Below are 26,485 nucleotides of genomic sequence, written 5' to 3'. Positions count from 1 at the left end.
AAAATTATGTAATTTTGTTGCTTAATTTTTTAATCAATTAAAAGGTTTTTCTAACCAATGAACATTCAATCGTTACTTGAAGCGAAAGTAAAAGAAGCTTTTTTAAGTCTATATGAAACCGAAATTCCATCGGTAGAATTCCAAGCAACTCGCAAAGATTTTGAAGGAGATATTACCGTTGTAATTTTCCCTTTATTACGTTACAAAAAAGGAAACCCAGTACAAATAGGTGAAGATATTGGAAACTATTTAGTTAAAAATGTTACTGATATTATTGATTTTAACGTAGTTAAAGGTTTTTTAAACTTAGTGATAAATGATAGTTTTTATATAAACTTTTTTAATACCATTGCTACGGATGAAAACTTCGGATACGTTAATCCTTCAGAAAACGATGCCGTTATGGTTGAATATTCATCACCAAACACCAATAAACCTTTACATTTAGGTCATATCCGTAACAACTTGTTAGGATATTCGGTTGCTGAAATTTTAAAAGCATCGGGGAAAAACGTATATAAAACCCAAATTATCAACGATCGTGGAATTCACATTTGTAAGTCAATGCTGGCTTGGGAAAAATTCGGCAACGGTGAAACACCTGAATCTACCGGATTAAAAGGTGATAAATTGGTTGGGAATTACTACGTAAAATTTGATCAAGAATATAAAAAGCAAATTGCAGATTTAGTAACTCAAGGTAAAACCGAAGAAGATGCTAAAAAAGAAGCTCCTCTTTTACTGGAAGCACAAGAAATGTTGCGTAAATGGGAAGCTGGTGATGAAGCTGTAACATCGCTTTGGAAAACCATGAATCAATGGGTTTACAACGGTTTTGATGTTACTTATAAAAACTTAGGGGTTGATTTTGATGCGTTATACTACGAAAGTAACACCTACCTTTTAGGTAAAGAAGTGGTTGAAGACGGACTTACTAAAGGTGTTTTTTACAAAAAAGAAGATGGTTCTGTTTGGTGTGATTTAACCGATGATGGACTTGATGAAAAACTTGTATTACGTTCAGACGGAACAGCAGTGTATATGACACAAGATATAGGTACTGCTATTCAACGTGTAAAAGATTATCCAACAGTAAACGGGATGGTATATACCGTTGGTAACGAGCAAGATTACCATTTTAAAGTACTATTCTTAATCTTAAAAAAGATAGGATATTCATGGGCAGAACAATTATATCATTTAAGTTATGGTATGGTGGATTTACCTTCTGGAAAAATGAAATCTCGTGAAGGAACAGTGGTAGATGCTGACGATTTAATGGTTGAGATGGCTAATACGGCTCGTGAAATTTCACAAGAATTAGGAAAGTTAGAAGGGTATACCAACGAAGAAAAAGAGGAATTGTACAAAATCATCGGAATGGGAGCTTTAAAGTATTTTATTTTAAAGGTTGATCCGAAGAAACGTATTTTATTTGACCCACAAGCGTCGGTAGATTTCCAAGGAAATACTGGCCCGTTTGTACAATATACTTATGCTAGAATTCAGTCTATTTTACGTAAAGCTGATTTTGATTATTCTCAACAAGTAAACATCGATTTACATAATAAAGAGAAAGAATTAATTAAACAATTAGAATTATATCCTGAAGTAATTCAGCAAGCAGCAGCTAATTATTCACCTGCGTTAATTGCTAATTTCACCTATGATTTGGTAAAAGAGTTTAATTCTTTTTACCAAAACGTATCTATTTTAGGAGAAGAAAATCAAGATAAAAAAGTTTTTAGAGTCCAGTTATCTAAAAAGGTAGCAGATACTATAAAATCGGCATTTAACTTATTAGGAATTCAGGTTCCTGAGAGAATGTAAATTATGAAAAGGAGTCTTACAATCATACTTATCCTTGTTTCTTTAAGTTTAAATTCTCAATCATTATTTAATAGTTATGAGAGAGGAAAAATTACGTTCAGTAATGGAAAGGAGATTTCTGGTTTAATTAAAAGATCAGGAAATATTGTAAAATTTAAAGAAAACGAAAAAGCGAAAAAAATAAAATACTCTTATAAAGAACTCAAAAAAATAAAATTTCGTTTTGGAGATGAGTATCTTTATAAGATAAATGCTAAAAATAAAAATATTTTATTATTAAAAAGAGAAGTTAAAGGCAAATTAGATTTGTATTCCTATGAAAGACAAAGTCCTAATCATTTTGGACCTAATGGAATGATGATGCGTGGAGGTATTTCTACTACAGTATATTTGATTGGCGAAGGTGGAACAAATTTCGTAGAGAAACTACCTATGAACCCTAAAAAAAATAAGTTTAGAAAAATAATAACCAAGTATACCTCTGACTGCCCTATGTTTATCGAATTAATAAAAGATAAAAAAAGTGTTAAAGAGAATTTTGCAGAAGATTACAGTGGTTTTTTTCTATACCAAGGCTCAGGTGTAATTAATATGATTAATTATTATAATAAGGAATGTAATAATTAATCATATTAAGAAATTAGGAATTCAGGTTCCTGAGAGAATGTAAAATATAAAACAAACAACAAGATAAAAATAAACGACATGAAATACGACGTACTAATAATCGGGAGTGGTCCTGGAGGATATGTTACAGCCATTAGAGCTTCTCAATTAGGTTTTAAAACAGCTGTAGTTGAAAAAGAAAGTTTAGGTGGAATTTGCCTTAACTGGGGATGTATTCCTACCAAAGCTTTATTAAAATCAGCTCAAGTATATGATTATTTGAAACATGTAGACGAGTATGGTTTAAAAGCTGAAGCTATCGACAAAGATTTTGAAGCGGTTATTAAACGTAGTCGTGGTGTTGCAGAAGGAATGAGCAAAGGTGTTCAGTTCTTAATGAAGAAAAATAAAATTGATATTATTGACGGTTTTGGTAAAGTTAAACCTGGTAAAAAGGTTGATGTTACTGCAGAAGACGGAACTGTTACTGAGTATTCTGCTGATCATATTATAATTGCTACTGGTGCACGTTCTCGTGAATTACCAAGTTTACCTCAAGATGGTAAAAAAGTAATTGGTTACCGTGAGGCAATGAGTTTACCATCACAACCAAAATCTATGATTGTTGTTGGTTCTGGTGCTATTGGTGTTGAGTTTGCTCATTTTTACAACTCAATGGGAACAGATGTTACTATTGTAGAATACATGCCAAATATTGTTCCTGTAGAAGATAAAGATGTTTCTAAACAAATGGAGCGTTCGTTTAAAAAAGCTGGAATTAAAATCATGACCAACTCTTCTGTTGAGTCTGTTGATACTTCTGGAGACGGAGTTAAAGCTACTGTAAAAACGAAAAAAGGTGAAGAGATTTTAGAAGCAGATATCGTTTTATCTGCCGTTGGAATTAAAACTAACATTGAAAACATCGGTCTAGAAGATGTTGGAATTGTTACTGATAGAGATAAAATTTTAGTAAACGATTGGTACCAAACTAACATTCCAGGGTATTACGCAATTGGTGATGTTACTCCTGGTCCTGCTTTGGCACACGTAGCTTCTGCAGAAGGAATTACTTGTGTAGAAAAAATAGCAGGTTTACATACAGAATCTATTGACTACGGAAATATTCCTGGATGTACATACGCAACGCCTGAAATTGCTTCAGTAGGTTTAACAGAAGAACAAGCAAAGGAAAAGGGTTACGAACTAAAAGTTGGTAAATTCCCATTCTCTGCTTCTGGTAAAGCAAAAGCTGCTGGAACACCTGACGGATTTGTAAAAGTAATTTTTGATGCTAAATACGGTGAATGGTTAGGTTGCCACATGATTGGTGCCGGAGTTACTGATATGATTGCTGAAGCTGTTTTAGGTAGAAAATTAGAAACTACAGGACATGAAGTTTTAAAGGCTATCCATCCACACCCTACCATGAGTGAAGCAGTTATGGAAGCTGTTGCAGATGCATATGATGAAGTAATTCATTTATAAAATACACTAAAAAAAACTCTCCTCAATTGGAGAGTTTTTTATATCATGGTTTCTTTTAAACCTTTCTCAATATTTTTCCATAAAAAATTCCAAAATGAACGAGATTGATCTCTTTCTAACTTTTGTATTTTAACTTCTTTCATTTCACTTTTTGATGAATTTTTAAGCACTAAATTTACCAACCATGATAACACCTTTCTTACTCCTTTGTTATTTTTCAAAACCTTCACCTTTATGTTTTCATAGTCAATAGCAAAATCTCCTTGAGAATACGTGTTATTTCCATATAAATTAAAAGACAAACTATTAATCCTACCATCTACCCTAACTTTTAATTTAGGTTCTATAAAAGAATTTATTTTTTGAGCATTAATTGTCGCTAAATTACCCTTAATAAAGAACTCATCTAACGGATTATTAACATTAAAATTCCAATTTACTTTAAAAGGTGTACTATTCATAAAATCTGATGTAACAGCAATCTCTGTTTCCTTATTACCTGTATTAGATAGGTTATAAATAGCTGCATTTATGTTATGGAAACTTAACTCTCCAGCTTTGTCTTTAGATGATAATTTTTCTTTATATAGAATTTTTGAATTTTTAATTTGGATGGTATCGAAATTAATTTGAATTGGTAATTCTCGTAAACTTTTACTGTATAAATCTTTCTTTTTATGCTTTGGATGATTTAAAACTGATGCATCTAAAAACACTTCAAAATCAGCATAATTAATTTGTGTATTGGTTGCTTTAAATGATAATTTTGGAGCTGTTTGTATTATAAAATTGGGAATGGATATTTCTTTAATGCATAAGCTCAACAAGTCTTTCTCATAAGGAACATGATAAATATATTCCTCTTTTACTTTTAAAGGTATAATTTCTAAATTATGAATAGATAGAAAATTATTACTATAAATTATCTTATCTAATGCAAACATTTGCGTAGTAGATTGCTGATATTCTAATTTATTTAAGGTAAAAGATATATCTTCATACAAAAAAGGAATAACAGATATCAACCTATCTTTATACCTAACATTAGTTAAGCTCAAAGAAAAATCATCAATTTTAAAAGGAGAACCATTATTATTCTTAACTGATAAAGCACCATTAATAATTTCAATATTTTCAATATTTATTATTGGTAATTGATTAGTAGAATTATTTTTTGAGGTATTATTAGCTTCTTTATCAAGAATTACTCCTGAAATAATTGGTTTAAAAACAGAAATTTCTGATACCTTAACAACATCGTTAAATAAAAAAGATACATACGAAACACCTTTAACTTCCAGTCGATGCGCTTTTACTAACAAACTATCTTTACGAGCTTCTATATTTTCTACAAATATATTTCCAAACAAAACATTAGTTGATACATCACCTGTAAATTTAATTTCTTGTTTAGCTAATAATTTAGAAAGTTGAGATTCTAAGTAGTTTGATAAGTATATATTTAAGCTTACAGCAATAGCAAACAAACTCAGGACAAGGTAAATTATGTTGTTTTTTCTTTTAGCTTTCATAGTAATCTATGTAAAAATAGTCATTTGATTTCATTTTTAACTTAGCTTATTATTATATTTAAAACATGAAAGAAATACTACAAATTACTAGTGAAGATAACACCTTGGTTGTTAAAATTGAAAAAGGAGAATTAATCAGTTTGGTAAAAAACAACCTTGAGTATATACATCAAAAAGGAGCACCAGGTTGGAGAAATTCCGACACTGAAATGTTCCCAATTATTGGCCCAACTGCTAGTAATAATTTTGTAGTTGAGACTCCAAAAGGAAACTGTATTCAAGATCAACACGGGTTATTGAGAGAATTAAATTATACTGTAGTTAATCAAACTACCGCTACAGTGAGTTACAAAAAAGAATACATTACTAATACTAAAATTAAAAACTCTAAATATCCTAATAAGTCTCCAGAACCTTATGTTTTCTGGCCTTACGATTTTTCTTTTATCAAAAAATATGAAATTAAAAACGATACATTAGTTATTTCATTCTCAATTGAATCGGAAATAAACATGCCGTTTATGCTGGGTTATCATCCTGCCTTTTTGTTAAGTGGCAATAAAAAAGAAACAATAGTAAGTAAAAATGAAAGTATTTCCATAGATACTATTTTAAAACAAGGATCTATTGCTTACCCAGTTAAAAACTCAGATACCATTTGTTTAGAAAAAGAAGATGGAAATATTGTTAAAATAAAAACAACTGGATTTGATAATTTTATGTTATGGACAGAGGTTAACAACATGATTTGTATAGAGCCAATTACAAAATATCCATACAATAATAACAAAAAACTACTTCCTGAAATGTTTACAACCTCAAAAGGTAAAGCATATTTTGAGGTTGTTATTAATACTAAGTAATTATAATTGCTGATTTAATAATATTAAATTTGCTCGTTCTTCCAATAATTTGTTTTCAGTTTCTATAGCTTTTAACTTGGCTTCTATAAGCTTTGCTTCTCTTGAATTTATTAAAAATAATGAGCTATCACCTAAGGTAAACTTACGCTCCTCTGCAGCCACCATAGTTTGATAGCCTTTTACCATTTTTTTAGCTGTTTTTAACTGCTTTTTGTACGATTGTATTGCCGTTTTTGTTGCTGTGAATTTATTATCTAAAATTACTTTTTGTTGCTGTAATTCAAAATCTATATCATTAAGCTTCGCTTTAGCCAGCTTTAAATCCCCACGTTCCTTTCTTAAAAACAAGGGAAACTTAACTTCAATACCTCCTTTGTAATTAGCTCTGGTTAATGAGTTGATTTCACGAGGTTTTTCTGTTAAAAAGTTATATTGCAAATTCACCTCTGGTAATAGATTATTCATTTTAAGACGCTTTTCAACTACTAAACTTTGTTGTTTAAATTGCAACGATGTAAACTTAGGGTGCTCATTAGCTTTAAACTGAATAGTATCTATTAATTCTTCAGTAACAAAATTAGTTACTACATTTACATCTGGTAAAACATCTTCTTGCAATTCAACAGGTGTATTTTCAGAACTCCATAAATAATTTGAAAGTTCCAACCTTGCTTTTAGTAATGCTAGCCTACTTTTTTCTTGTAATAGCATCCTGTTATCAACTAACACTGCAGCTTCAACAGTATCTATAGCGGCTTTATCTCCTGCCTTAAAAGATTTTACAATTCCTGAAAATCTAGTTTCTGCATTTGTTAAAAAAGAATTATAAACACTATTGTTTTTATATAATTGTAGCCATTTTGCATACGTTTTAGTTGCATCATGTAAAATTTGATTCACCTGTAATTGTTGCTCTGCTTCTGCTTGCTTATTAAATAGCTTTGCTTGTTTAAGCTGAGCCATTCTATCATTAATTAATAAGTTTTTGGCTACTGACACAGAAACGCCCGCACTAAACAAGCCATCTTCTGGTACTGTGGACTCTGGATTTAAATATTCACCAGTATTATTCTCATAAGCAGCCTTAAACTCTACTCCATACCAAGTAGGAATTTTAAATAAAACATCTTGTTTATCATAATACTCTTTATCCTTATACTCTTTTTTTGACAGCTTGTAAGCTAATTTAGGATCAAAAGCTCCTCTTGCTTTTAACAATTTTGCTTCTGCTTGAGTTAACGTTAAGTTTGCTTGTTTTACCATAGGATGGTATAATTTTACATAACCTAAAAACTCTTGTAAACTCAATATTTTATCCTCGTTACTTTGTGCTTGCAAAAAACAACTTGACCATAAAAAAATTACTACATAAAAGTATTTCATGTTACTTTTTCTTTTTTGGTGTTTTTACCTCTTTAGCTTTTCCTTCTGGTTGGTAATAATTAGGCGGAAAACCGTTTAACTGTCGCCAAATTTCAAACCAAATTGGGACATCATCTAATAATCCTATTGTTTTGGCTCCAGAACCTACACGAATAGCTGCTGGCCATTCATGGTCCTCTTCATCTGGAGCTAGTAAAACTCTAAACATGCCATTATCACTAATAAAATTCTCAATGGCAACTACTTTAGCTCCATAAGTTCCATAAGATACATTGGGCCATCCGCTAAAAACAATTGCTGGCCAACCATCAAATTGAACTCTAAACTTTTCTCCCATATGAATTAAAGGTAAATCTATTGGTCTAACATAAGTTTCTACAGCTAAATTGTAGTTAGCTGGCATAATACCAACCAACTGCTCACCTTCTTTAAAAATTTCACCAATACCGCTTTTTATAGCCTTGTTTATAAAACCATCTTGTGGTGCAGTTACGTATAATAATGAGGAACGTTTTTTATAATTAGAATAGGTATTTTCAAGTTTTGTAACCTGTACCTGAGCATCTAACATACTCGATTGTGCTGATGATAAATCACTTTTAGCTTTAGATATTTTTTCTGCGTAATTTGCACGAACACTATTTAGCTGGATTTTTGCGTTTAATAGCTCTGATTTACTGGCAATATACTTATTCTCTTGCGATATAATTTTAGCCTGTGTTTCTTGAAGTTTAACACGTTTAGCTTCCACATCTTTAACAGATTTTAATCCATCATTTTGTAAAGCAACTTCTCGATCATATTGTGATTGAGCTACTTTAAAGTTTGTTTTTTCTGCTTCAAAAGCTATACTATCACTTTTTACCTTTAGCTTGGCTTGTAATAATTTGTTTTGAGTTTGCTCAAACTTTAATTGTTGCTCTCTTTGTAATGCTTGAATTTGCAAACGTAAGGCTGCTAATTTGTCATTGTAGGCAGAAACCGAATTGTTTTTTGCTTTTATTTGATCATCAGTACGTTGTAGTAATTGATCGTCAAAATACTCGCTTTTCACTTCGGATATACGTAAAATAGTATCTCCTTTTTTTACAAAATCTCCTTCTCTTACATACCAGTGTTCAATTCGTCCTGGAATTTGAGATTGTAATGTTTGCGGACGCTGGTTAGGCTGTAATGTTGTTACATTACCTTTAGCATTAATATTTTGAGTCCATGGTAAAAATAGAAATATGGTACACGCTACAAAGAAAAATATTAAAAACCTATTAAAGTAGACACCATGCTTCCTATTAATGTATTGTGCAGATACAAAATGATGTAACGGTACTTTTTTATTAAGTTTATTATTTGTTATGTTTAACATTTTCTTCTAATTTAATTTGACCTTCTTCTAATGTGATGTGTTTATTACACTTTGCTTTCCAACTATCATTACCACTAACAATTATTAATGCCCATGGATTTTTCGGACTAGTTAAAAACTCCATAATCTCTACGGTTTCTTTTTTAGAAAATTCTGCTAAAGAATCTTCTAAAATCAACAACTTAGGTTGTTTTATAATTGCTCTTGCTAATACAATTTTTTTTGCTACCGTAGTTGGCATTTGTTGACCTTCTGGATACAAAACTGTTTGCAATCCTTTAGGTTGTTTTTTCAAAAAGTCTAATAATTTTACTTTTTCAAAAGCATCTAAAATAACTTCATCGCTTACTCTAGAATCAAAACTAACGTTTTCTCTTATAGTGCCTTCAAATGGTGATTCTGTATTTAAAAACACACCAATATTAGATCTGTAATAATTTAATTGTAAACTTTTTATAGATAAATTATTCACATAAATATCTCCTTTTGTTGGTAAAATTACGCCAGATATTAAATGAAGTAATGTTGTTTTTCCTGAACCACTTTCTCCTTGAACCAAGATTCTATCAGTTTGTTTTATAGATAAGTTGATATCTTTTAAAATAGGAGCTTCTCTTGATGGTACCTCATAACTTAAATTATCTAACTCTAAGGTTAAACAATCTTTAACTACTGGTTTCTCCCCTCCTTGTGACTCTAATTCTTTATCTACTACCTGACCTATTTTTTCTATAGATGTTAATATATCATATAATGATTCTAATCCTAAAATTAGTTTTTCAACAGAACCTATTACTAATAAAATAATGATTTCTGCAGCCACAAATTGTCCAATATTCATTTCTTGATTTAATACTAACATTCCTCCTATTAATAATAAACCTGCTGTTACAATTACTTTAAAACTTATTAAATGAATAAATTGTAGTACTAATATTTTAAAGTGTCCTTCCCTAGATTGTAAATACTTACTAACCAAAGCATCATTCTTTTTTAAAGAAAGTTTAGTATTTCCAGATACTTTAAAACTTACTATTGTCCTGGCTACTTCCTGAATCCAGTGAGCTACTTTATATTTATTTTTAGATTCTTCTAAACTAGTTTCTAAACCTTTAACTGCAGTAAACTTGAATACAAAATAAATTAATAACAGTAATAAAAAACCAAAGAATATAAAAAACGGATGATAAAATGATAATAATAATAGTGCAAAAACAATCTGTAATAATGCAGATGGTACATCTATTAAAATTTTAGACAATCCTTTTTGAATAGTAAGCGTATCAAAAAATCGATTTGCTAATTCTGGAGGATAGTAATTTTGTAATTCTTTCATTTTAATTTTCGGAAATCGATAACTAAACTCGAAAGAAGCCTTCATAAATATTCGTTGCTGAAGCGTTTCTATAATTCTTAATTGCATTAATTGTAACGCTCCAGAAAATATAACTCCTAGTGTTACAAGTAATACTAAAATAATCCATGAAGTAGAAACTTGTGCTCCCTGAATTAAACCTATAATTGCCTGAATACCTAATGGTAAGGACAATCCTACTAGTCCCGAAAAAATTGCATAATAAAATATTTGCAAAATATCTTTTCTTTCTAGCTCTAGCAATCCCATAAATCGTTGCCAAGGCGTTAACTTTTCTTTCATCTTTTTTATGCTAAAATTTTTAAGGTTAAATCAGTAAAAAAACGCGTTGGTGTTTTTTCTTTATCACAATCTGTAATTGATATAAAATGATCTTTAATAAAATGTTGATGCAATGCTCCGTCTACTATAGTACTTGCTAAACTTGCTGGATATTGATAATTAGGTTTTACTTCTATAATAATTTCTTGCAATCGCCTAATAACCCTTTTATAGGTAACAAAATATCCTTCTTTATTTTCAGTATCTACTTCTTTTGTTAAAAATGATTTCGAATTTTCATTTATAATAATTTTATTCAAAATCACCTCGTTAATATGACTAAAATTAGAATCTTCTTTTATAGTTCTTGTTACAATTCTTACAGCTTTTTCTAACTTAAGTTTAGGGTCTTGAATATTATAAGTTTCAAAAACTAATTGATATTCTAACCATGCCCAATACCATGACGTTAAATACAATAAGAGCTTATGTTTATTTTCAAAGTATCGATAAATAGAACTTTCATTAGAACCTATTCTACTTCCTAACTTTTTAAATGTAAAAGCTTCAAAACCTACTTCATTAATCATTAATATACTGTGCTCTACTATACGTTTACCTAAACCTGATGATTCTGGGTCTTTTACATATATTTTTTCTGGCACAGAGATTTTTAAATTGGCTAACAAATCTTTCATACTAAAAAAATTACATGCAAATATAATAGTATTACTATCAAAAAAGAAACATTAACTATTATTTAAGAAAAATTTAATACTAGAATTATCTGTAAGCATGTAAAATTGAATGCGACCAAAATGTGAAATTTATTATCATGAAGTTAAAATTAGCAACCTTAGTAGCTTTCTTAGTATTAGCTAACAATCAAATCAATGCGCAAGGATGTAGTGATGCAGGTTTTTGCACCTTAGATATTGTAAAACCTATCGAATTAGAAGAAGCTGAAGTTAAACAACCTCACAAACATACTTTTAAAGCAGGTTTGAATATAGGAAGTGCCGATAATGACATTACTGTATTTGGACAATATTTAGAATATAATTATAAATTTTCAGAAAAGTTTAGTGCTACAACCAAACTAACCGCAATTTCACAAAGTGGTAATAATATATCTAATTTTGGTTTATCTGATTTACTGATTAATGCGAATTATAAATTTGCTAAAAACACCACCGGTGTATTAGGATTTAAAATACCGTTTACTAATGGTAATGATACAGATGAAAATAGATCTTTACCAATGGATTATCAATCTAGTTTAGGAACTTATGATATAATTTTAGGTGTAAGTCAAAAAATAAAGAACTTTCAAGTAGTAGTTGCTTACCAACAACCTTTAAATAAAAACGAAAATACATATTTCAGTTCCTCTTCTCTAAACAATTCTCCGTTTATATTTAGTACCAATGAATTTGATAGAGCTGCTGATGTTTTATTGAGAGTTTCTTACCCTGTAAAAGCATCAAAATCTTTAGTAATAACACCTAGTATATTACCAATTTATCATGTTACAAACGATAAATACACAGATTTGATGGGAAATTCAAGAGAAATTGAAGGATCTCAAGGACTCACACTAAACGCTAACATATATTTAGATTATCAACTTAAAAATAATGATAAGATACAATTTAGCCTAGCTGCTCCTTTAGCTGTTAGAGAAGCAAGACCAGACGGTTTAACTAGAGGATTTGTTGCTAATATAGAATACAGCATACGTTTTTAAACAAAACGCCAACAAACTATCCTAGTTACTTTATTGCCTTGATGCATTGGTATAACTTTAAACTCTTTTACCCCTAGTTTTTTTGCTGATGCATTTAGGCTTTTTACATTATCTTTATTTGCTACCAAACTTGTATACCATTTACTCATAGTAGGCAATAATGAACTTTCATATAAATACGTATGTAAAAAGGCCTTTTCTCCTCCTTTATACCATAATTCGTTTGAAGTTCCAGAGAAATTACGAGTATTTCCTAATTGTAAGTTTTTATTTTTACGTTGATTAACTTGTACTGCTTCTTCTCTACTCTTATAAAATGGTGGATTGCACATTGTAAAAATAAATCTATCACTATCTTTAGCAACATCTTGTAAAATATGCTCTTTTTTAGGCTGATGCCTTAATTGTATTTTTGAAGACAATTGATTTTTATCAATAATCTTTTGTGCATTTTGTAAAGAATCTTTTGAAATATCGGTTGCAACAAAACTCCAATTATAAGTTGAAGTTCCTAGTAACGGATAAATACATGTTGCTCCAGTACCAATATCTAAAACGGTAACTTCAATCTCTTCAGTTAATTCCGATAAATAATGAATATAATCTACCCTACCTGGAATTGGCGGACACAAATTATCATCAGGAAAATCCCAAAAATTAATTTTATAATACGTTTTTAATAATGCACTATTTAACTCTTTTACCGCCTTTGGGTCAGAAAAATTTATAGTTGTTTTTGAATGTTTTGTAACTAAAAACTGCTTTAAAGTCGGATGTTTTTCAACTAAAAGGTCAAAATCATAACCGTTCTTGTGAATATTGTTTTTATGAAATGATATAGCCATTATAGTGTTAAAACAGTAAATTCTAAATCTAAAGGATTTAATTCTTCTTTTAAAATATCCAAAAACTTACTTCCGTAAGCCAAATAGTATTCAGAAAAATTACGTTGGCGTTCTTCTAATCCTTGATTTGGAAGAATTTCATTTTGTAATTCTGTAATTCTAGTAACTAATTCTTTATGTTTTCTTTTTTCAGCTCTTTGCATACGTTTTTCTAGGTTTTCTAATCCTTTAATCTGTTTTCTTTCTTGAGCATTAACTGCACCAATAAATGAAGCATCCGTTTTTGCAGCTATTATTCTTAAATCATTAAACTGTTCTTGTAAAAACTCTTTTTGTTGATTAAAGTTCACAGAAACTTGAGAATACTCTGCTACTTTTTGATTAATTAATTTATGTTGATTTAAAAACAGTTCTTGCTTAGAAATAGAGAGCTTTGCTAACTTTTCTTCTTGCTTTTCAGAAATAACTTGTACTGAATTTCTCAATAATAATATTGGAAAAACAACATCAACGGCATCAAAATAGGCTTTTAACTGTAACCAGTAAGCCATTTCTCCACCACCACCTATATAACACAAGTTTGGTAAAATTACTTCTTGATACAAAGGTCGCATAATAACATTAGGCGAAAATCTTTCTGGATTCGATGAAAGCTCTGTTAAAATTTCATTTTCTGAAAAAGTGATATCTGTTCCAAAAATTGTATAAATCTCGTCCTCAAAAACAATACGTTCTCTTATGTTGTCTTTAACATAAAATAAGTTAATTTCTCTTGGGTTAACCTGAACTTTATAATCTTTTTCTAAAATAGAATTGCTATTTGACACCTGTTTAAAAGAAGTGTTTTCTAGTAATTCTTTTTTAGCGTAAGGAATAAAAAGGTTTTTTAGTAATGAATTATCTGCATCTACAACCACCAAACCGTAATCTTTAAATAACTCGTTAGCTATAAAAAGGGTTGCTTCTGCCAACGTTTTGTGCTCTAAATATGCTTTAGAAAACAATTGTTTTAGATAAACAGCGTTTTTAGAACCACCAATATGTTTAGAAAACTCATTAAAAACAGCAGCTAACCCTTCTGTAGAAAATCGTCCTACGGCGCCTGTTTGTTTAGAATTCCACTGTACCTTTTTACCTTTAAAATTGAAAAAATTTATCTCTTCAAAATCATGATCTTCAGTGGCCATCCAATAAACAGGAACGAAATTTTTATCAGAGAACTTTTCTGATAATTGCGCTGCTAAATTTATGGTAGAAAAAATCTTGTATAAGAAGTATAATGGTCCCGTAAATAAATTTAATTGGTGCCCAGTTGTAACAGTAAAGGTATTAGTTTTAGCTAATAATTCAATATTATTAGAAGTATTTACTGATACATCAACTGTTTTATATTGCTTTTGTAGAGCAGTTACTAAAACTTTTCTTGTTTCTAATGAAAAAGAAGTTTCTTTTTGAGTTATCTGAGCTGAGAATCCATCTAAATCTGGATAATTTTGATAAAAATCTCTCAATTTTGAGTCTTTATCTAAATAATCACACATTATTTTTGAAAAAAATCCTGTTTCCTGAAAAGGTATATTGGTTGTATTCATTAGGCTTTTCTTTGAAAAAGTGTATAAATATATGGTCTCTCTCCACCGTTTGGGTTTACAAAAACATGGTTAAATTTTTCAATCAATGTAAAATTATCTCCTAATTTTTGCTGTAACATTGTAGAATTGTATCGTTGTAATGGTAAACCACAGCATTTTTCAGCGCCATTCTCTGCAAAAACTGCAATAATTACATATCCGCTAGGCTTCACTAATTGATGTAATAATTTAAAATATAATTTTTGCTGTTGGGTGCTGGTAAAAAAATGCAACACTGCACGGTCAATCCATAAATCTATACTTGAGGTTAATTGAGATAGTTGCTTAGGATGTAATAAATCATCTTGTAAAAAAGTCACCTTACTTCTTTCATTATCATTTAAATCTTCTTCAAGTTTACGTAAAGCTTCCTTTGAAAGATCATTGGCTATAATATTTAAAAAACCAGCATCTAATAAGTCTTTTACAATAGTAGAGGCTCCAACTCCCACATTAAGTATTGAAGCGTTATTATTTATTGTTGTTTTTTGGACTAACGTTAAAATTTCTTCCGATTTTTTTTCATACCACCCTAATTTTTCTGTAGGTGTTTTTGAATAGGCGGTATCCCAATGTTGCTGATAATTAATAGTTGTGTTTTTACAATCAGATTCGTTTAGCATAATTCAAAAATACTAAAATTAATTCTCTATTTTTAACCTCGCTATTTAAATTAAAAATGCAGTTTAAAAATCCTGAAATTTTATACTTCTTATTGTTATTGATTATACCTATTTTGGTACATCTTTTTCAGTTAAGAAAATTTAAAAAAGTTCCTTTTACCAACGTTGCTTTTTTACAAAAACTAGTAATAGAAAACAGAAAAAGTTCTCAATTAAAAAAGTGGCTCATTTTGGCTACTCGAATGTTATTAATTGCAGCTACAGTAATTGCTTTTGCGCAACCATACTTTAGCAACGCAACAATTGATTCAAAACAACATTTTACTATTTACCTTGATAATTCATTAAGTAATACTGCTAAAGGTGAAAAAGGAAATTTACTACAAATTGCTGCGCAAGAAATTGCAGAAAATGCTTCAGAAAAAAACAGTTATCACTTAATTACCAATGATGAAGTTTATAAAAATTTAAGTAATACTGATTTAAAAAACACAGCACTTAAAATAAAAAGCAGTGCAAAACCATCAAAAATAAAAGATATTCTTTTACAAATAGAAACCATAAACACTCCCTTAAAAAATACAAGTGTAGAAAACATTATTATATCTGATTTTCAAAATACTCAATTCGATGTTTTTAGTAAATTAACATCTAAAACTACCTTAATTCAACTATTACCAGAACTTAAAAATAATATTAGTATTGACAGTCTTTTTATAACTGACAAAAACGCCAATAATTTTAACTTAACTGTTCGTATAACTAATAATAGTGACACACAAAAAGATTTACCTACCGCTATTTATAACAACAAAAAGCTAGTCACCAAAAAAACGGTGAATATCGATAAAAAAAGTACAAATAACATTTCATTTACTGTAGAAAATACTCCCGAATTTTTAGGTGAAATTTCTACCAGTGTTAATGATACATATTCTTTTGATAACAACCTGTACTTTACGGTTCAAAACAATGAAACCATTAATGTGATGGCCATTGGGAATAACAATAGTTTTTTATCAAAAATCTACACGAATAACGAATTTAAATTTTTAAACTCTACTGTTGAAAAGATTAATTATAATGCTATTGATGAACAACAGCTTATCATTTTAAATGAGCTTGAGAGCATTTCAGAAAGCTTACAAAAAGCTATCAACCAATTCGTTAATAAAGGAGGGAACGTTGTTATAATACCTAATAATTCTTTAAATTTAAGTTCTTACAATTCATTTTTTAATAAACTTTCTATTGGAAAAATAGATAAAATTAGAAATGATAGCTTGAAAATTACTCAAATTGTTTATGATCATCCTTTGTTTAAAAATGTATTTGATAAAAGAGTTAAGAATTTTCAATATCCTACTACTAAAAACCAAATAATTACAGCGTTAAACAATGCCAGTAAAGTAATTAAATTTGAAGATAACTCAGCTTTTATTCAACAAATAAATAATAAAAACGGTAAAATATATTGGTTTGCTAGTGCTTTAAATAAAAATAACAGCAACTTTACTAATTCTCCATTAGTTGTTCCTGTTTTTTATAATATTGGTCTACAAAGCTTACAGTTTACTAAGTCATATTATACACTTCATCAAGAGAACACTATTGAAATATCAACACAACTTCAAAAAGAAGAAATTGTAGCAATTGAAAACGAAAAATCATCATTTATTCCATTACAACAGTCGCTACAAAACAAAATTAAAATTACAACAACAGACCAACCAGCAACAAACGGATTTTATAAAATTGTCGCTAGAGACAATATAATATCTCAAGTTGCCTTTAATAATCCTATTTCAGAAAGCTCTTTAAACTTTTTAGATTTTAGTAAAATATCTGAAATACCACAAAATATTAATATTAAAAACAACGTTGCAGAAACGTTACAAGAAATTAATAAAAAAAATGAAGTTCAATGGCTTTGGAAATGGTTTTTAATATTAGCCATTGTATCTTTGCTATTAGAAATTTTGATTTTAAAATACTTCAAAGTATGATCACGCTTTTAAAATCGGCAACGATTATTGACACTCACAGTAAATATCATAACCAAACTAAAGATATTTTAATTGTTGATGGTATTATTAAAGAAATTAATGATATTATTTCGCAAAAAGAAAATTATCAAATTGTTGAACTTCCTGATTTAAAAGTTTCTACAGGTTGGTTTGACTCTAGTGTTTCTTTTGGTGAACCTGGTTATGAAGAACGAGAAACTTTAAATAATGGTTTAGATACAGCCGCTAAAAGTGGATTTACTTCTGTAGCTGTAAATGCAAATACACAACCAGTAATAGATAATAAATCTGCCGTAGAATATTTAATTAATAAAGCCACCTTTAAAGCAACGGATATTTACCCTATAGGAGCTTTAACTCAACAAAGTAAAGGAGTTGAAATGGCTGAACTATATGATATGCAACAATCTGGAGCAGTTGCTTTTGGTGATTATAAAAAACCTATTGAGAATGATAATTTGATGAAAATTGCATTATTATATGCTCAAAATTTCAATGGTTTGGTTATGAGTTTTCCAAAAAACAATGCTATTGCCGGTGAAGGTGTTGCTAATGAAGGCGTAAATGCTACTATTTTAGGATTAAAAGGAATCCCTGCTTTGGCTGAAGAAATTCAAGTAGCTAGAGATTTATTTTTATTAGAATATACTGATGGGAAACTTCATATTCCTACAATTTCTACAGCAAAATCTGTAAAACTCATAAAAGAAGCTAAAAAGAAAGGTTTACAAGTAACCTGTAGCGTGGCTATTCATAATTTACTTTTAAACGATGAAGAGCTTCATGGTTTTGATGCCAAGGTAAAAGTAAATCCTCCTTTAAGAACAAAAGAAGATGTAAAAGCTATACAAAAAGCAGTTAAAGAAGGTGTTATTGATATCATTACATCGGATCATAATCCTATTGATGTAGAAGAGAAAAAAGTAGAGTTTTCAATTGCTAAAGATGGAACCATTGGATTAGAATCAGCTTTTTCTGCTCTAAACACCATTTTTGATATTGATATTATTACAAAATGTATAAGTGAAAACCCAAGGAAAATATTTGGTTTGCCTTCTTTAAAAATTAATGAAGGAGAAACTGCTTCTTTAAGTTTATTTACTACCGAAGGCGATTATATTTTTTCTGAAAAAAATATTTTCTCAAATTCTAAAAACAGCATCTTTTTAAATAGAAAACTAAAAGGGAAAGCCTACGGAATATACAATAACAAACAATTAGTTTTAAATTAAAGATTATGGAAAACACAGCAAGTGACGGAAAAATGTTAGCAATTATTAGTCATTTTTGGGTAATTGGTACGTTAATTTCTTGGGTTCTTAACTTAAGCAAAAAGAATACATTTACTGCATTTTATAATCGACAAATGATTGGTTGGCATTTATTAACTTTTTTAAATGGTTGGTTAATTTATAATTATTTGGGTGGTTTTATAAAATGGATACTCGGAGTTATTTTATTTATTTTTTGGATCATCAGTTTATTTGGAGCTATTACCGGTAAGGAAAAACTAATTCCTGTTTTTGGTACCTATTTTCAAAACTTTTTTCGCAGTTTATAAAAAATAATACATGTTAGAATACGTAAAAAGAGACCCTAAAATTACTACTGATAATCCGCCGTTGCTAATATTACTTCATGGCTATGGTAGCAACGAATTAGATTTATTTTCATTTGCAGAAGAATTACCTGACGAATTTTTAATTATTAGTGCAAGAGCTCCTCATGATATGGGCTATGGAGGCTATGCTTGGTATGCTATTAATTTTGATGCAATGAATGGTAAGTTTTCAGACTTAAACCAAGCCAAAGATTCTATTGAAAAAATAGCTTCTTTTATTACAGAAATAAAGAAAAAATACAACACCAACCCTGATAAAACCTTTTTATTAGGATTTAGTCAAGGAGCTATATTAAGCTATGCTACAAGTTTTAAGTTTCCTAATATTGTTCAACATGTAATAGCTTTGAGTGGTTACATCAATGAAGATTTATTACCAGAAAACATAAGTAATACTATTGTTACAGATTATTATATATCTCACGGAACTGTAGACCAAGTACTTCCTGTAGATTGGGCTAGAAAAGCACCAGAAATATTAGCTAAGCATCAGTTAAAAAGTATATACTCTGAATACCCTGTAGGGCATGGAGTTGCTCCACAAAATTTTTATCATTTTAAAAGCTGGATTGAAGACCGATTAGCATAAATAAGCTATTTTTGCAGCCTAAATTTCACTAATAAATGGAACTATTTAATCAAGATATTTTATATGCATGGAGTGCTCCTTTCTTTTTGCTTGTAATCTTATCTGAGATGTATTTTAGTTATCGAGCTAAAGCTAAAAATTACGAGTTTAAAGACACTGCTACAAACGTTTACTTTGCTTTAATAAATTTTAGTTTAGACTTGGTTATGAAAGCATTCTCTTTTTTAGTAATGGGAGTATGTTATCATTACCGTCTTATTGATTGGGAAGGAAATCAAGCTTGGGGTTATTGGTTATTAGCTTTTATTGGTCAAGACTTTTTGTACTATATACATCATTATGTAGACCATCACTCAAGGTTTTTTTGGGCAGTTCATGTAACGCATCATAATTCTGAATTTTACAATATTTCAACAGGTTTTAGATCTCCCGTATTACAACCTTTATTTAGATATATGTTCTTTTTACCATTAGCATTTGTTGGCGTAGAACCTTTACACATAATGTTTGCTTATGCAATGAATCAAAATTATGGTACTTTATGTCATACAAACTTTATAAAAAGTAAATTAGGTTTATGGGGATACTTTTTTGTAACGCCATCACACCATAGAGTTCATCATGCATCTAATGTGAAATATTTAGATAAAAATATGGGAATGGTATTAATTATTTGGGATAGAATATTTGGTACTTTTCAAGCAGAGGAAGATGAAAATTCATACGAAAAACTTCGCTACGGATTAACAAAACCAATTGAGGATAAAGGACCTATCAATATAATTTTCCATGAGTGGAAAGAGATTTTCCGAGATTTTTTTGTTCATAAAAAAGAACTACCCTTTACTACTCGATTAAAATATGTATTCATGCCGCCAGGATGGAGTCATGACGGAAGTTCTAAAACTAGTAAAGAACTTCAAGAAGAGTTAAAAAATCAAAAAGCAGCTTAAGAGCTGCTTTTTTTATGCAATAATTTGCTCTGCATGAGCTTTTGTTTTTACTTTAGAAATTACCTCTTCAATAACACCATTTTCATCAATAACAAATGTTGTTCTGTGAATCCCATCATATTCTTTACCCATAAATTTCTTTGGCCCCCAAACTCCAAATGCGTTAATTACTTCTTTATCTTCATCTGCCAACAACGGATAAGGTAATTCATTTTTATTAATAAAGTTTTGCTGACGTTTAGCACTATCTGCACTTACCCCTAAAACATCATAACCTTTTGCTTTAAAAGCTTCGTAATTATCTCTTAAATTACATGCCTCAGCAGTACAACCAGGCGTACTAGCTTTTGGATAAAAAAACAAGACTAATTTTTTTCCTGAATAATCTGCTAGTTTTATACTATTTCCATTTTGATCTTTAGCTTCAAAATTTGGTGCCTTATCACCCGCTTTTAATGTAGTCATATTTCTTATTTTTGTTTACGTAAAAATACTGAAAAATGACCAAAGCCGAAAAAGTAACTTTCGTAATTGATACTTTAAATAAATTATATCCAGAAATACCAATTCCTTTAGATCATAAAGACCCATACACTTTATTGATAGCAGTTTTATTGTCTGCTCAATGTACAGATGTAAGAGTTAACCAAATCACTCCATTACTTTTTGCTAAAGCAGATAACCCCTTCGACATGGTGAAAATGACTGTTGAAGAAATTAAAGAGATTATAAAACCTTGTGGTTTATCCCCTATGAAATCAAAAGGAATATATGGTTTATCTAAAATACTAATAGAAAAATATAATGGTGAAGTTCCACAGAGCTTTGAAGCTTTAGAAAAGTTACCCGCAGTTGGTCATAAAACAGCTAGCGTAGTTATGAGCCAAGCTTTTGGCGTGCCTGCTTTTCCTGTTGATACTCATATTCATCGATTAATGTTTAGATGGAATCTTTCTAACGGAAAAAGTGTGACTCAAACAGAAAAAGATGCCAAACGACTATTTCCTAAAGAACACTGGAACGATTTACATTTACAAATTATTTGGTACGGTAGAGAGTATTCACCAGCAAGAGGCTGGAATTTAGATACTGATATTATCACTAAAACGATAGGTAGAAAATCTTTAATAAATGACTATAATAAACAACAAAAAAGCTCCTAATGGAGCTTTTTTGATGTTTTCTAGGCGGGAATAGCTTCGCCTATTAATGTGTTTCCTTCTAAAATTTCAAATATTTCATTAGGTGCAGCAGTATCATGCAACGCATGGACTAAACTTAAAGCTACGTCTTCTCTTGGTATACTGCCTCTTTCGTTCAACTTATGCGCTAGTTTAATTTTTCCTGATCCTGGTTCATTAGTTAAAGAACCAGGCCTAACTATTGCATAAGGTAACTTACTATTTACCAAATAAGCATCTGCATTTTGCTTTGCCTTTAAATACTCTTGGAGTTCATTAGACATTGATGGATTGTCTGCTCCCATAGAACTTAACATAACAAACTTTTTAGCTCCATGACTTATAGCTGCATCTATTAATTTTTTAGCACCATTCTCATCTACTTTCGTTACTTTTTTTCCTTTAGATCCTGCAGCAAAAATTACTTTATCAATATCTTTTAAAGCATGAGAAACATCTTCTTCTAAATCTGCTAAAACTGTTTTTATTCCACTATTTTCAAACTGAGCTTTTTGAGATTCTTTCCGAATCATGGCTACTGGTTTAAAATATTGAGAACCGCTTAAAATATTTACTATATGTTTTCCTGTGGTACCATTGGCACCTGCTATTAATACGTTTTCCATGGTTGCAAGTTACGCCAGTTAGCTAATACCATTTAACGCATATACTATAAATATTTACTCATATAAAAGTAAAAAAGCTCCAATTATACATTGAAGCTTTTCCACTCTTAATTCAAATTCAATTCTATGAGAACGTTTGGTTTAGACCTTAATATTGTAGTGGCTCTAGAAAAGTCTAGTAAAAATTGAACTGTTTCTTTTTTTGGTTGCATCTGAAAATCAGACTCATTTCTTGTGTAAAGTTGCATCATACAAATTGGTTTAGTATCTGTTATTCAATTAAATAACGCTTGCAACTTTAATTTATTGTTAGCTTACCAAAATTATATTATTTTTTTCTATAATTTTTCTCAAATTAATTAATGCATAACGCATTCTTCCTAATGCAGTATTAATACTAACACCCGTACATTCAGATATTTCATTAAAACTCATATCCATATATATGCGCATTTTTAACACTTCTCTTTGTTCATCTGGTAACTCATTAATTAACTCGCGAACATCAGATAAAACTTGATCTTTGATTAATTGACTTTCTGCATTTAACTTATCATCACTTAACACAGAAAAGATATCAAAATCATCAGTATTGTTAAAAGTAGGCATTCGATTAGATTTTCTAAAATGATCTATAACCAAATTATGAGCTATTCGCATAACCCAAGGTAAAAATTTACCTTCTTCGTTATAATTTCCTTTTTTTAAAGTTCTAATTACTTTAATAAAAGTATCTTGAAATATATCTTCTGTAATATCTCTGTCATGAACTTTACTGAAAATAAAACTAAAAATTTTTTGTTGATGTTTTTTGATTAAGAACTCTAATGCTAATTCATTTCCATTAACATAGTCTCTTACAAGTAGACTGTCTGGGGCCACATTTTTATGCATAATAATTACTTTAAAGAAAAGCGGGGAGCCTTTCGGTTAGGGATTTTTTTCTAAATTTTTAAAGTAATTATTTTACTATAGGCAAATGTTTATCTACTGATTTTGAGATACAAATATCATTTATAAAATTAAAAAATGCAAATTTTTGATCAAAAAAAATTATATCTAACCCTATTATTTTAAATGATGTAGCTTACGTTATCAACATAAAAAGTGGTAATTTTGATTTTTATTTTTAATGTAGATGAAAGACCTAGCAAGCGTAAATCCGAAAGAAAATATAATTATAAAAGGTGCAAAACTGCACAACTTACAAAATATAGATGTTGTTATTCCTAGAAATAAACTTGTGGTAATTACAGGTTTGTCTGGCTCAGGAAAATCTTCATTAGCTTTTGATACTTTATATGCAGAAGGACAAAGACGCTATGTTGAAAGCTTATCTTCTTATGCGCGTCAATTTTTAGGAAAATTAAACAAACCTAAAGTTGATTACATTAAAGGAATTGCGCCAGCAATTGCCATAGAGCAAAAAGTAAATTCTACCAACCCAAGATCTACCGTAGGTACTTCAACAGAAATTTATGACTATATAAAACTTTTGTTTGCTAGAATTGGAAAAACCTACTCTCCTATTTCTGGAAAAGAAGTAAAAAAACACAAAGTATCAGATGTTATTAATTTTGTTAAAACTTTTGATGAGCGTACTAAACTTTTATTACTAGCTCCAATTATTATTAATGAAAATAGAACCTTAGAAACTACATTAAAAGTTTTAGCTCAACAAGGATATGCACGTTTAAAATTCAACGAAAAAGTTTATAGAATTGAAGATTTTCCTATTGATGATTTTTCAGGAAACACCTTTGATTTAGTTGTGGATCGAATAGTTGTTAAACATGAAGAAGATTTTTACAACAGACTTGGTGATGCCGTAGAAACTGCATTTTTTGAAGGTAAAGGCGTATGTTTTATAGAAAACCTACAAAACCAAACCATTAGTGAATTTAGTAATAAATTTGAATTAGATGGTATGCTTTTCCTCGAACCTAACACGCACCTTTTTAGTTTTAACAATCCATATGGAGCATGCCCAACTTGTGAAGGTTATGGAAATGTAATAGGTATTGATGAAGATTTGGTAATCCCAAACACAGGTTTATCTATATATGAAGATGCTATTTTTCCTTTCAAAACAGAATCTTATAAAAAATATAAAAACAACCTAATTTTAAACGCTGAAAGCTATAACATTCCTATTCATAAACCTTGGTTTGAATTATCTGAAGAACAAAAAGAAATGGTTTGGAATGGTACGCAAGGTTTTGATGGCATCAATCATTTATTTAAAACTTTAGAAGAAAAAAGTTATAAAATTCAAAATAGAGTAATGCTTTCTAGATACAGAGGTAAAACTAAATGTACTACCTGTAATGGAAAACGATTACGAAAAGAAGCTAATTATGTGCAAGTTTACGGTAAAAATATTACCGACTTAGTTTCCATGCCATTAAACGAGCTAACAGAATTCTTTAAAAACATTAACTTAAATAAATATGAAGAAAAAATTGGTAAACGATTACTTACAGAAATAAACAATCGTTTACAATTTTTAACAGATGTTGGCTTAACTTACTTAACACTTAATAGGCAATCAAACACCTTATCTGGAGGTGAAAGTCAACGTATAAATTTAGCAACATCACTTGGAAGTTCATTGGTTGGCTCTATGTATATTTTAGATGAACCAAGTATAGGCTTACACCCAAAAGATACCGAAAAATTAATTGGTGTTTTAAAACATTTACGTGATTTAGGAAATACTGTAATTGTGGTAGAACATGATGAAGATATCATGAAAGAAGCAGATTATATTATTGATATTGGCCCAGAAGCTGGAACTTATGGTGGAAATGTTGTGGCAGAAGGTGTTTATAATGACATCTTATCAACCCATACTTTAACAGCTAAATACCTATCTGAAAGATTACAAATAGAAGTTCCTAAAAAAAGACGCGAGTTTAAAAACTTTATTAAAGTAGTTGGTGCACGTGAAAACAACTTAAAAAATATTGATGTTACTTTTCCTCTAAACAACCTAACTGTTATTACAGGAGTTTCTGGTAGCGGTAAAAGTACCTTAGTAAAAAAAATACTATATCCTGCTATGCAAAAGCATTTAGTAGGTTATGGAGAAAAGCTTGGCCAACATACGGCAATTGAAGGTAGTTTTGAAAGTTTAAAACATGTAGAGTTTATAGATCAAAACCCTATAGGAAGATCGTCTAGGTCTAATCCTGTAACCTATATTAAAGCCTATGATGATATCAGAAAGCTATTAGCTACTCAAAAATTAGCTAAAATTAGAAATTTTCAACCCAAACACTTTTCTTTTAATGTAGACGGAGGAAGATGTGAAGTTTGTAAAGGAGAAGGAGAAGTAACTATAGAAATGCAATTTATGGCAGATGTGCATCTTGAATGTGAAACTTGCCAAGGAAAAAGATTTAAAAAAGAAGTACTGGAAGTAACATTTGAAGGAAAATCAATAGATGATATTCTAAATTTAACTATAGATGATGCAGTAGCTTTTTTTAGTAAGCATGAACAAAAGAAAATTGCAAAAAGATTAAAACCATTACAAGATGTTGGCTTAGGCTACGTGCAACTTGGTCAATCATCTTCTACCCTATCTGGTGGAGAGGCTCAAAGAATTAAACTAGCATCCTTTTTAGTTAAAGGAAACACTAAAGACAAAGCATTATTTATTTTTGACGAACCTACTACAGGGTTACATTTTCATGATATCAAAAAACTTTTAGCCTCATTTAATGCTTTAATAGATAAAGGACATTCTATAGTAGTAATTGAGCATAATATAGACCTAATAAAATGTGCAGATTACATTATTGATTTAGGAAAAGAAGGCGGAAAAAATGGAGGAAATTTAATTTTTGAAGGCCTTCCAGAAGATTTAATACAGGAAAAACACTCTTTTACAGCGAAATATTTAAAAGAAAAGATAATTGGTTAACCTTTTTTAATTA

Annotated in this window: 23 protein-coding genes; 12 read left to right on the top strand and 11 right to left on the bottom strand. The window is 29.7% G+C overall.

What is annotated here, in order from left to right:
• The first annotated feature begins 57 nt into the window (after positions 1-57).
• The 3 genes from argS (at position 58) to lpdA (ending at position 3,924) form a co-directional block, all read left to right on the top strand.
• Positions 58-1,830 carry an arginine--tRNA ligase gene (argS, locus tag ACFQ1U_RS02575; protein WP_386105001.1) on the top strand — a complete coding sequence of 591 codons (1,773 nt, stop codon included), beginning with the start codon at positions 58-60 and terminating at the stop codon, positions 1,828-1,830.
• A 3-nt stretch (positions 1,831-1,833) separates the two neighbouring features.
• Positions 1,834-2,457, top strand: coding sequence for a hypothetical protein (locus ACFQ1U_RS02570; RefSeq protein ID WP_386104999.1), 624 nt, complete (start codon positions 1,834-1,836; stop codon positions 2,455-2,457).
• Positions 2,458-2,535: 78 nt separating this feature from the next.
• The gene (lpdA, locus tag ACFQ1U_RS02565; protein WP_386104997.1) at positions 2,536-3,924 is read left to right on the top strand and encodes a dihydrolipoyl dehydrogenase; all 1,389 of its coding nucleotides are present in this window, start codon (positions 2,536-2,538) and stop codon (positions 3,922-3,924) included.
• A gap of 38 nt (positions 3,925-3,962) precedes the next feature.
• Here the strand turns inward: lpdA and ACFQ1U_RS02560 are convergent, their stop codons facing one another.
• Positions 3,963-5,456, bottom strand: coding sequence for a hypothetical protein (locus ACFQ1U_RS02560; RefSeq protein WP_386104995.1), 1,494 nt, complete (start codon positions 5,454-5,456; stop codon positions 3,963-3,965).
• A gap of 65 nt (positions 5,457-5,521) precedes the next feature.
• On the opposite strand from ACFQ1U_RS02560, the gene ACFQ1U_RS02555 reads away from it, so the two are divergent.
• Complete coding sequence (locus ACFQ1U_RS02555; RefSeq protein ID WP_386104993.1) at positions 5,522-6,319, top strand: aldose 1-epimerase; 798 nt, start codon at positions 5,522-5,524, stop codon at positions 6,317-6,319.
• Here the strand turns inward: ACFQ1U_RS02555 and ACFQ1U_RS02550 are convergent, their stop codons facing one another.
• The 4 genes from ACFQ1U_RS02550 to ACFQ1U_RS02535 are packed head-to-tail and all read right to left on the bottom strand — an operon-like array spanning position 6,320 to position 11,399.
• The gene (locus ACFQ1U_RS02550) at positions 6,320-7,702 is read right to left on the bottom strand and encodes a TolC family protein (RefSeq protein WP_386104991.1); all 1,383 of its coding nucleotides are present in this window, start codon (positions 7,700-7,702) and stop codon (positions 6,320-6,322) included.
• Position 7,703: 1 nt separating this feature from the next.
• Positions 7,704-9,065 (bottom strand): HlyD family secretion protein, encoded by a 1,362-nt coding sequence (locus ACFQ1U_RS02545; RefSeq protein WP_386104989.1) that lies wholly within the window; start codon positions 9,063-9,065, stop codon positions 7,704-7,706.
• A complete protein-coding gene (locus ACFQ1U_RS02540) occupies positions 9,046-10,722 on the bottom strand; it encodes a peptidase domain-containing ABC transporter (protein ID WP_386104987.1) in 1,677 nt (558 codons plus the stop codon). Before ACFQ1U_RS02540 ends, ACFQ1U_RS02545 begins: the two co-directional genes overlap by 20 nt.
• Positions 10,723-10,727: 5 nt before the next feature.
• A complete protein-coding gene (locus ACFQ1U_RS02535) occupies positions 10,728-11,399 on the bottom strand; it encodes a TetR/AcrR family transcriptional regulator (protein ID WP_386104985.1) in 672 nt (223 codons plus the stop codon).
• A 137-nt stretch (positions 11,400-11,536) separates the two neighbouring features.
• Here ACFQ1U_RS02535 and ACFQ1U_RS02530 point away from each other — a divergent pair, with 137 nt between their 5' ends.
• Positions 11,537-12,448: a hypothetical protein gene (locus ACFQ1U_RS02530; protein WP_386104982.1), complete on the top strand. Its 912-nt coding sequence runs from the start codon at positions 11,537-11,539 to the stop codon at positions 12,446-12,448.
• On the opposite strand, the gene rlmF is transcribed toward ACFQ1U_RS02530, so the two are convergent.
• Genes rlmF through ACFQ1U_RS02515 form a run of 3 tightly spaced genes read right to left on the bottom strand, consistent with a single transcriptional unit; the run spans position 12,445 to position 15,547 of the window.
• Positions 12,445-13,293 carry a 23S rRNA (adenine(1618)-N(6))-methyltransferase RlmF gene (rlmF, locus tag ACFQ1U_RS02525; RefSeq protein WP_386104980.1) on the bottom strand — a complete coding sequence of 283 codons (849 nt, stop codon included), beginning with the start codon at positions 13,291-13,293 and terminating at the stop codon, positions 12,445-12,447. The two genes, ACFQ1U_RS02530 and rlmF, sit on opposite strands and share 4 nt — an antisense overlap.
• The gene (gene bshC, locus ACFQ1U_RS02520; RefSeq protein ID WP_386104979.1) at positions 13,293-14,885 is read right to left on the bottom strand and encodes a bacillithiol biosynthesis cysteine-adding enzyme BshC; all 1,593 of its coding nucleotides are present in this window, start codon (positions 14,883-14,885) and stop codon (positions 13,293-13,295) included. Before bshC ends, rlmF begins: the two co-directional genes overlap by 1 nt.
• Complete coding sequence (locus tag ACFQ1U_RS02515; protein WP_386104977.1) at positions 14,885-15,547, bottom strand: class I SAM-dependent methyltransferase; 663 nt, start codon at positions 15,545-15,547, stop codon at positions 14,885-14,887. The genes bshC and ACFQ1U_RS02515 overlap by 1 nt, the downstream gene beginning before the upstream one ends.
• A 56-nt stretch (positions 15,548-15,603) precedes the next feature.
• On the opposite strand from ACFQ1U_RS02515, the gene ACFQ1U_RS02510 reads away from it, so the two are divergent.
• The 5 genes from ACFQ1U_RS02510 to ACFQ1U_RS02490 are packed head-to-tail and all read left to right on the top strand — an operon-like array spanning position 15,604 to position 20,737.
• A complete protein-coding gene (locus ACFQ1U_RS02510; protein ID WP_386104976.1) occupies positions 15,604-17,553 on the top strand; it encodes a BatA domain-containing protein in 1,950 nt (649 codons plus the stop codon).
• Entirely contained in the window at positions 17,550-18,806 is a 1,257-nt protein-coding gene (locus ACFQ1U_RS02505) for a dihydroorotase (RefSeq protein WP_386104974.1), read from the top strand. The genes ACFQ1U_RS02510 and ACFQ1U_RS02505 overlap by 4 nt, the downstream gene beginning before the upstream one ends.
• Before the next feature lie 5 nt (positions 18,807-18,811).
• Complete coding sequence (locus ACFQ1U_RS02500) at positions 18,812-19,135, top strand: hypothetical protein (protein ID WP_386104972.1); 324 nt, start codon at positions 18,812-18,814, stop codon at positions 19,133-19,135.
• A 10-nt stretch (positions 19,136-19,145) separates the two neighbouring features.
• Positions 19,146-19,784 carry an alpha/beta hydrolase gene (locus ACFQ1U_RS02495; protein WP_386104970.1) on the top strand — a complete coding sequence of 213 codons (639 nt, stop codon included), beginning with the start codon at positions 19,146-19,148 and terminating at the stop codon, positions 19,782-19,784.
• 35 nt (positions 19,785-19,819) lie between these two features.
• The gene (locus ACFQ1U_RS02490; protein ID WP_386104968.1) at positions 19,820-20,737 is read left to right on the top strand and encodes a sterol desaturase family protein; all 918 of its coding nucleotides are present in this window, start codon (positions 19,820-19,822) and stop codon (positions 20,735-20,737) included.
• 12 nt (positions 20,738-20,749) lie between these two features.
• Here ACFQ1U_RS02490 and bcp read toward each other — a convergent pair whose 3' ends face one another.
• Positions 20,750-21,202 carry a thioredoxin-dependent thiol peroxidase gene (gene bcp / locus ACFQ1U_RS02485; protein ID WP_386104966.1) on the bottom strand — a complete coding sequence of 151 codons (453 nt, stop codon included), beginning with the start codon at positions 21,200-21,202 and terminating at the stop codon, positions 20,750-20,752.
• 35 nt (positions 21,203-21,237) lie between these two features.
• Here bcp and ACFQ1U_RS02480 point away from each other — a divergent pair, with 35 nt between their 5' ends.
• A complete protein-coding gene (locus ACFQ1U_RS02480) occupies positions 21,238-21,900 on the top strand; it encodes an endonuclease III domain-containing protein (protein WP_386104964.1) in 663 nt (220 codons plus the stop codon).
• Positions 21,901-21,920: 20 nt separating this feature from the next.
• Here ACFQ1U_RS02480 and ACFQ1U_RS02475 read toward each other — a convergent pair whose 3' ends face one another.
• Together ACFQ1U_RS02475 and ACFQ1U_RS02470 are read right to left on the bottom strand one after the other, a co-directional pair.
• Positions 21,921-22,544, bottom strand: coding sequence for an SDR family oxidoreductase (locus ACFQ1U_RS02475; protein WP_386104962.1), 624 nt, complete (start codon positions 22,542-22,544; stop codon positions 21,921-21,923).
• A gap of 309 nt (positions 22,545-22,853) precedes the next feature.
• Positions 22,854-23,438 carry an RNA polymerase sigma factor gene (locus tag ACFQ1U_RS02470; RefSeq protein ID WP_386104960.1) on the bottom strand — a complete coding sequence of 195 codons (585 nt, stop codon included), beginning with the start codon at positions 23,436-23,438 and terminating at the stop codon, positions 22,854-22,856.
• A 244-nt stretch (positions 23,439-23,682) separates the two neighbouring features.
• Between ACFQ1U_RS02470 and uvrA the strand changes: the two genes are divergently transcribed.
• Entirely contained in the window at positions 23,683-26,472 is a 2,790-nt protein-coding gene (uvrA, locus tag ACFQ1U_RS02465) for an excinuclease ABC subunit UvrA (RefSeq protein WP_386104958.1), read from the top strand.
• Positions 26,473-26,485: the final 13 nt, after the last annotated feature.

Source organism: Tenacibaculum geojense, assembly GCF_042676005.1.
Lineage (GTDB): Bacteria > Bacteroidota > Bacteroidia > Flavobacteriales > Flavobacteriaceae > Polaribacter > Polaribacter geojense.
Note: the sequence above shows the minus strand (reverse complement) of the source record. Positions and strands in the feature narration are given on the sequence as shown.

Excerpts from the sequence above, each read along its gene's own strand:
- argS (WP_386105001.1), top strand. The coding sequence starts at position 58 with ATGAACATTCAATCGTTACTTGAAGCGAAAGTAAAAGAAGCTTTTTTA.
- ACFQ1U_RS02480 (WP_386104964.1), top strand. The coding sequence starts at position 21,238 with ATGACCAAAGCCGAAAAAGTAACTTTCGTAATTGATACTTTAAATAAA.
- rlmF (WP_386104980.1), bottom strand. The coding sequence starts at position 13,293 with ATGGCTATATCATTTCATAAAAACAATATTCACAAGAACGGTTATGAT.
- uvrA (WP_386104958.1), top strand. The coding sequence starts at position 23,683 with ATGAAAGACCTAGCAAGCGTAAATCCGAAAGAAAATATAATTATAAAA.
- bshC (WP_386104979.1), bottom strand. The coding sequence starts at position 14,885 with ATGAATACAACCAATATACCTTTTCAGGAAACAGGATTTTTTTCAAAA.
- ACFQ1U_RS02500 (WP_386104972.1), top strand. The coding sequence starts at position 18,812 with ATGGAAAACACAGCAAGTGACGGAAAAATGTTAGCAATTATTAGTCAT.
- ACFQ1U_RS02495 (WP_386104970.1), top strand. The coding sequence starts at position 19,146 with ATGTTAGAATACGTAAAAAGAGACCCTAAAATTACTACTGATAATCCG.
- bcp (WP_386104966.1), bottom strand. The coding sequence starts at position 21,202 with ATGACTACATTAAAAGCGGGTGATAAGGCACCAAATTTTGAAGCTAAA.
- ACFQ1U_RS02570 (WP_386104999.1), top strand. The coding sequence starts at position 1,834 with ATGAAAAGGAGTCTTACAATCATACTTATCCTTGTTTCTTTAAGTTTA.
- ACFQ1U_RS02470 (WP_386104960.1), bottom strand. The coding sequence starts at position 23,438 with ATGCATAAAAATGTGGCCCCAGACAGTCTACTTGTAAGAGACTATGTT.
- ACFQ1U_RS02560 (WP_386104995.1), bottom strand. The coding sequence starts at position 5,456 with ATGAAAGCTAAAAGAAAAAACAACATAATTTACCTTGTCCTGAGTTTG.
- ACFQ1U_RS02540 (WP_386104987.1), bottom strand. The coding sequence starts at position 10,722 with ATGAAAGAAAAGTTAACGCCTTGGCAACGATTTATGGGATTGCTAGAG.
- ACFQ1U_RS02535 (WP_386104985.1), bottom strand. The coding sequence starts at position 11,399 with ATGAAAGATTTGTTAGCCAATTTAAAAATCTCTGTGCCAGAAAAAATA.
- ACFQ1U_RS02505 (WP_386104974.1), top strand. The coding sequence starts at position 17,550 with ATGATCACGCTTTTAAAATCGGCAACGATTATTGACACTCACAGTAAA.
- ACFQ1U_RS02555 (WP_386104993.1), top strand. The coding sequence starts at position 5,522 with ATGAAAGAAATACTACAAATTACTAGTGAAGATAACACCTTGGTTGTT.
- ACFQ1U_RS02515 (WP_386104977.1), bottom strand. The coding sequence starts at position 15,547 with ATGCTAAACGAATCTGATTGTAAAAACACAACTATTAATTATCAGCAA.
- ACFQ1U_RS02510 (WP_386104976.1), top strand. The coding sequence starts at position 15,604 with ATGCAGTTTAAAAATCCTGAAATTTTATACTTCTTATTGTTATTGATT.
- ACFQ1U_RS02530 (WP_386104982.1), top strand. The coding sequence starts at position 11,537 with ATGAAGTTAAAATTAGCAACCTTAGTAGCTTTCTTAGTATTAGCTAAC.
- ACFQ1U_RS02550 (WP_386104991.1), bottom strand. The coding sequence starts at position 7,702 with ATGAAATACTTTTATGTAGTAATTTTTTTATGGTCAAGTTGTTTTTTG.
- ACFQ1U_RS02475 (WP_386104962.1), bottom strand. The coding sequence starts at position 22,544 with ATGGAAAACGTATTAATAGCAGGTGCCAATGGTACCACAGGAAAACAT.
- lpdA (WP_386104997.1), top strand. The coding sequence starts at position 2,536 with ATGAAATACGACGTACTAATAATCGGGAGTGGTCCTGGAGGATATGTT.
- ACFQ1U_RS02490 (WP_386104968.1), top strand. The coding sequence starts at position 19,820 with ATGGAACTATTTAATCAAGATATTTTATATGCATGGAGTGCTCCTTTC.
- ACFQ1U_RS02545 (WP_386104989.1), bottom strand. The coding sequence starts at position 9,065 with ATGTTAAACATAACAAATAATAAACTTAATAAAAAAGTACCGTTACAT.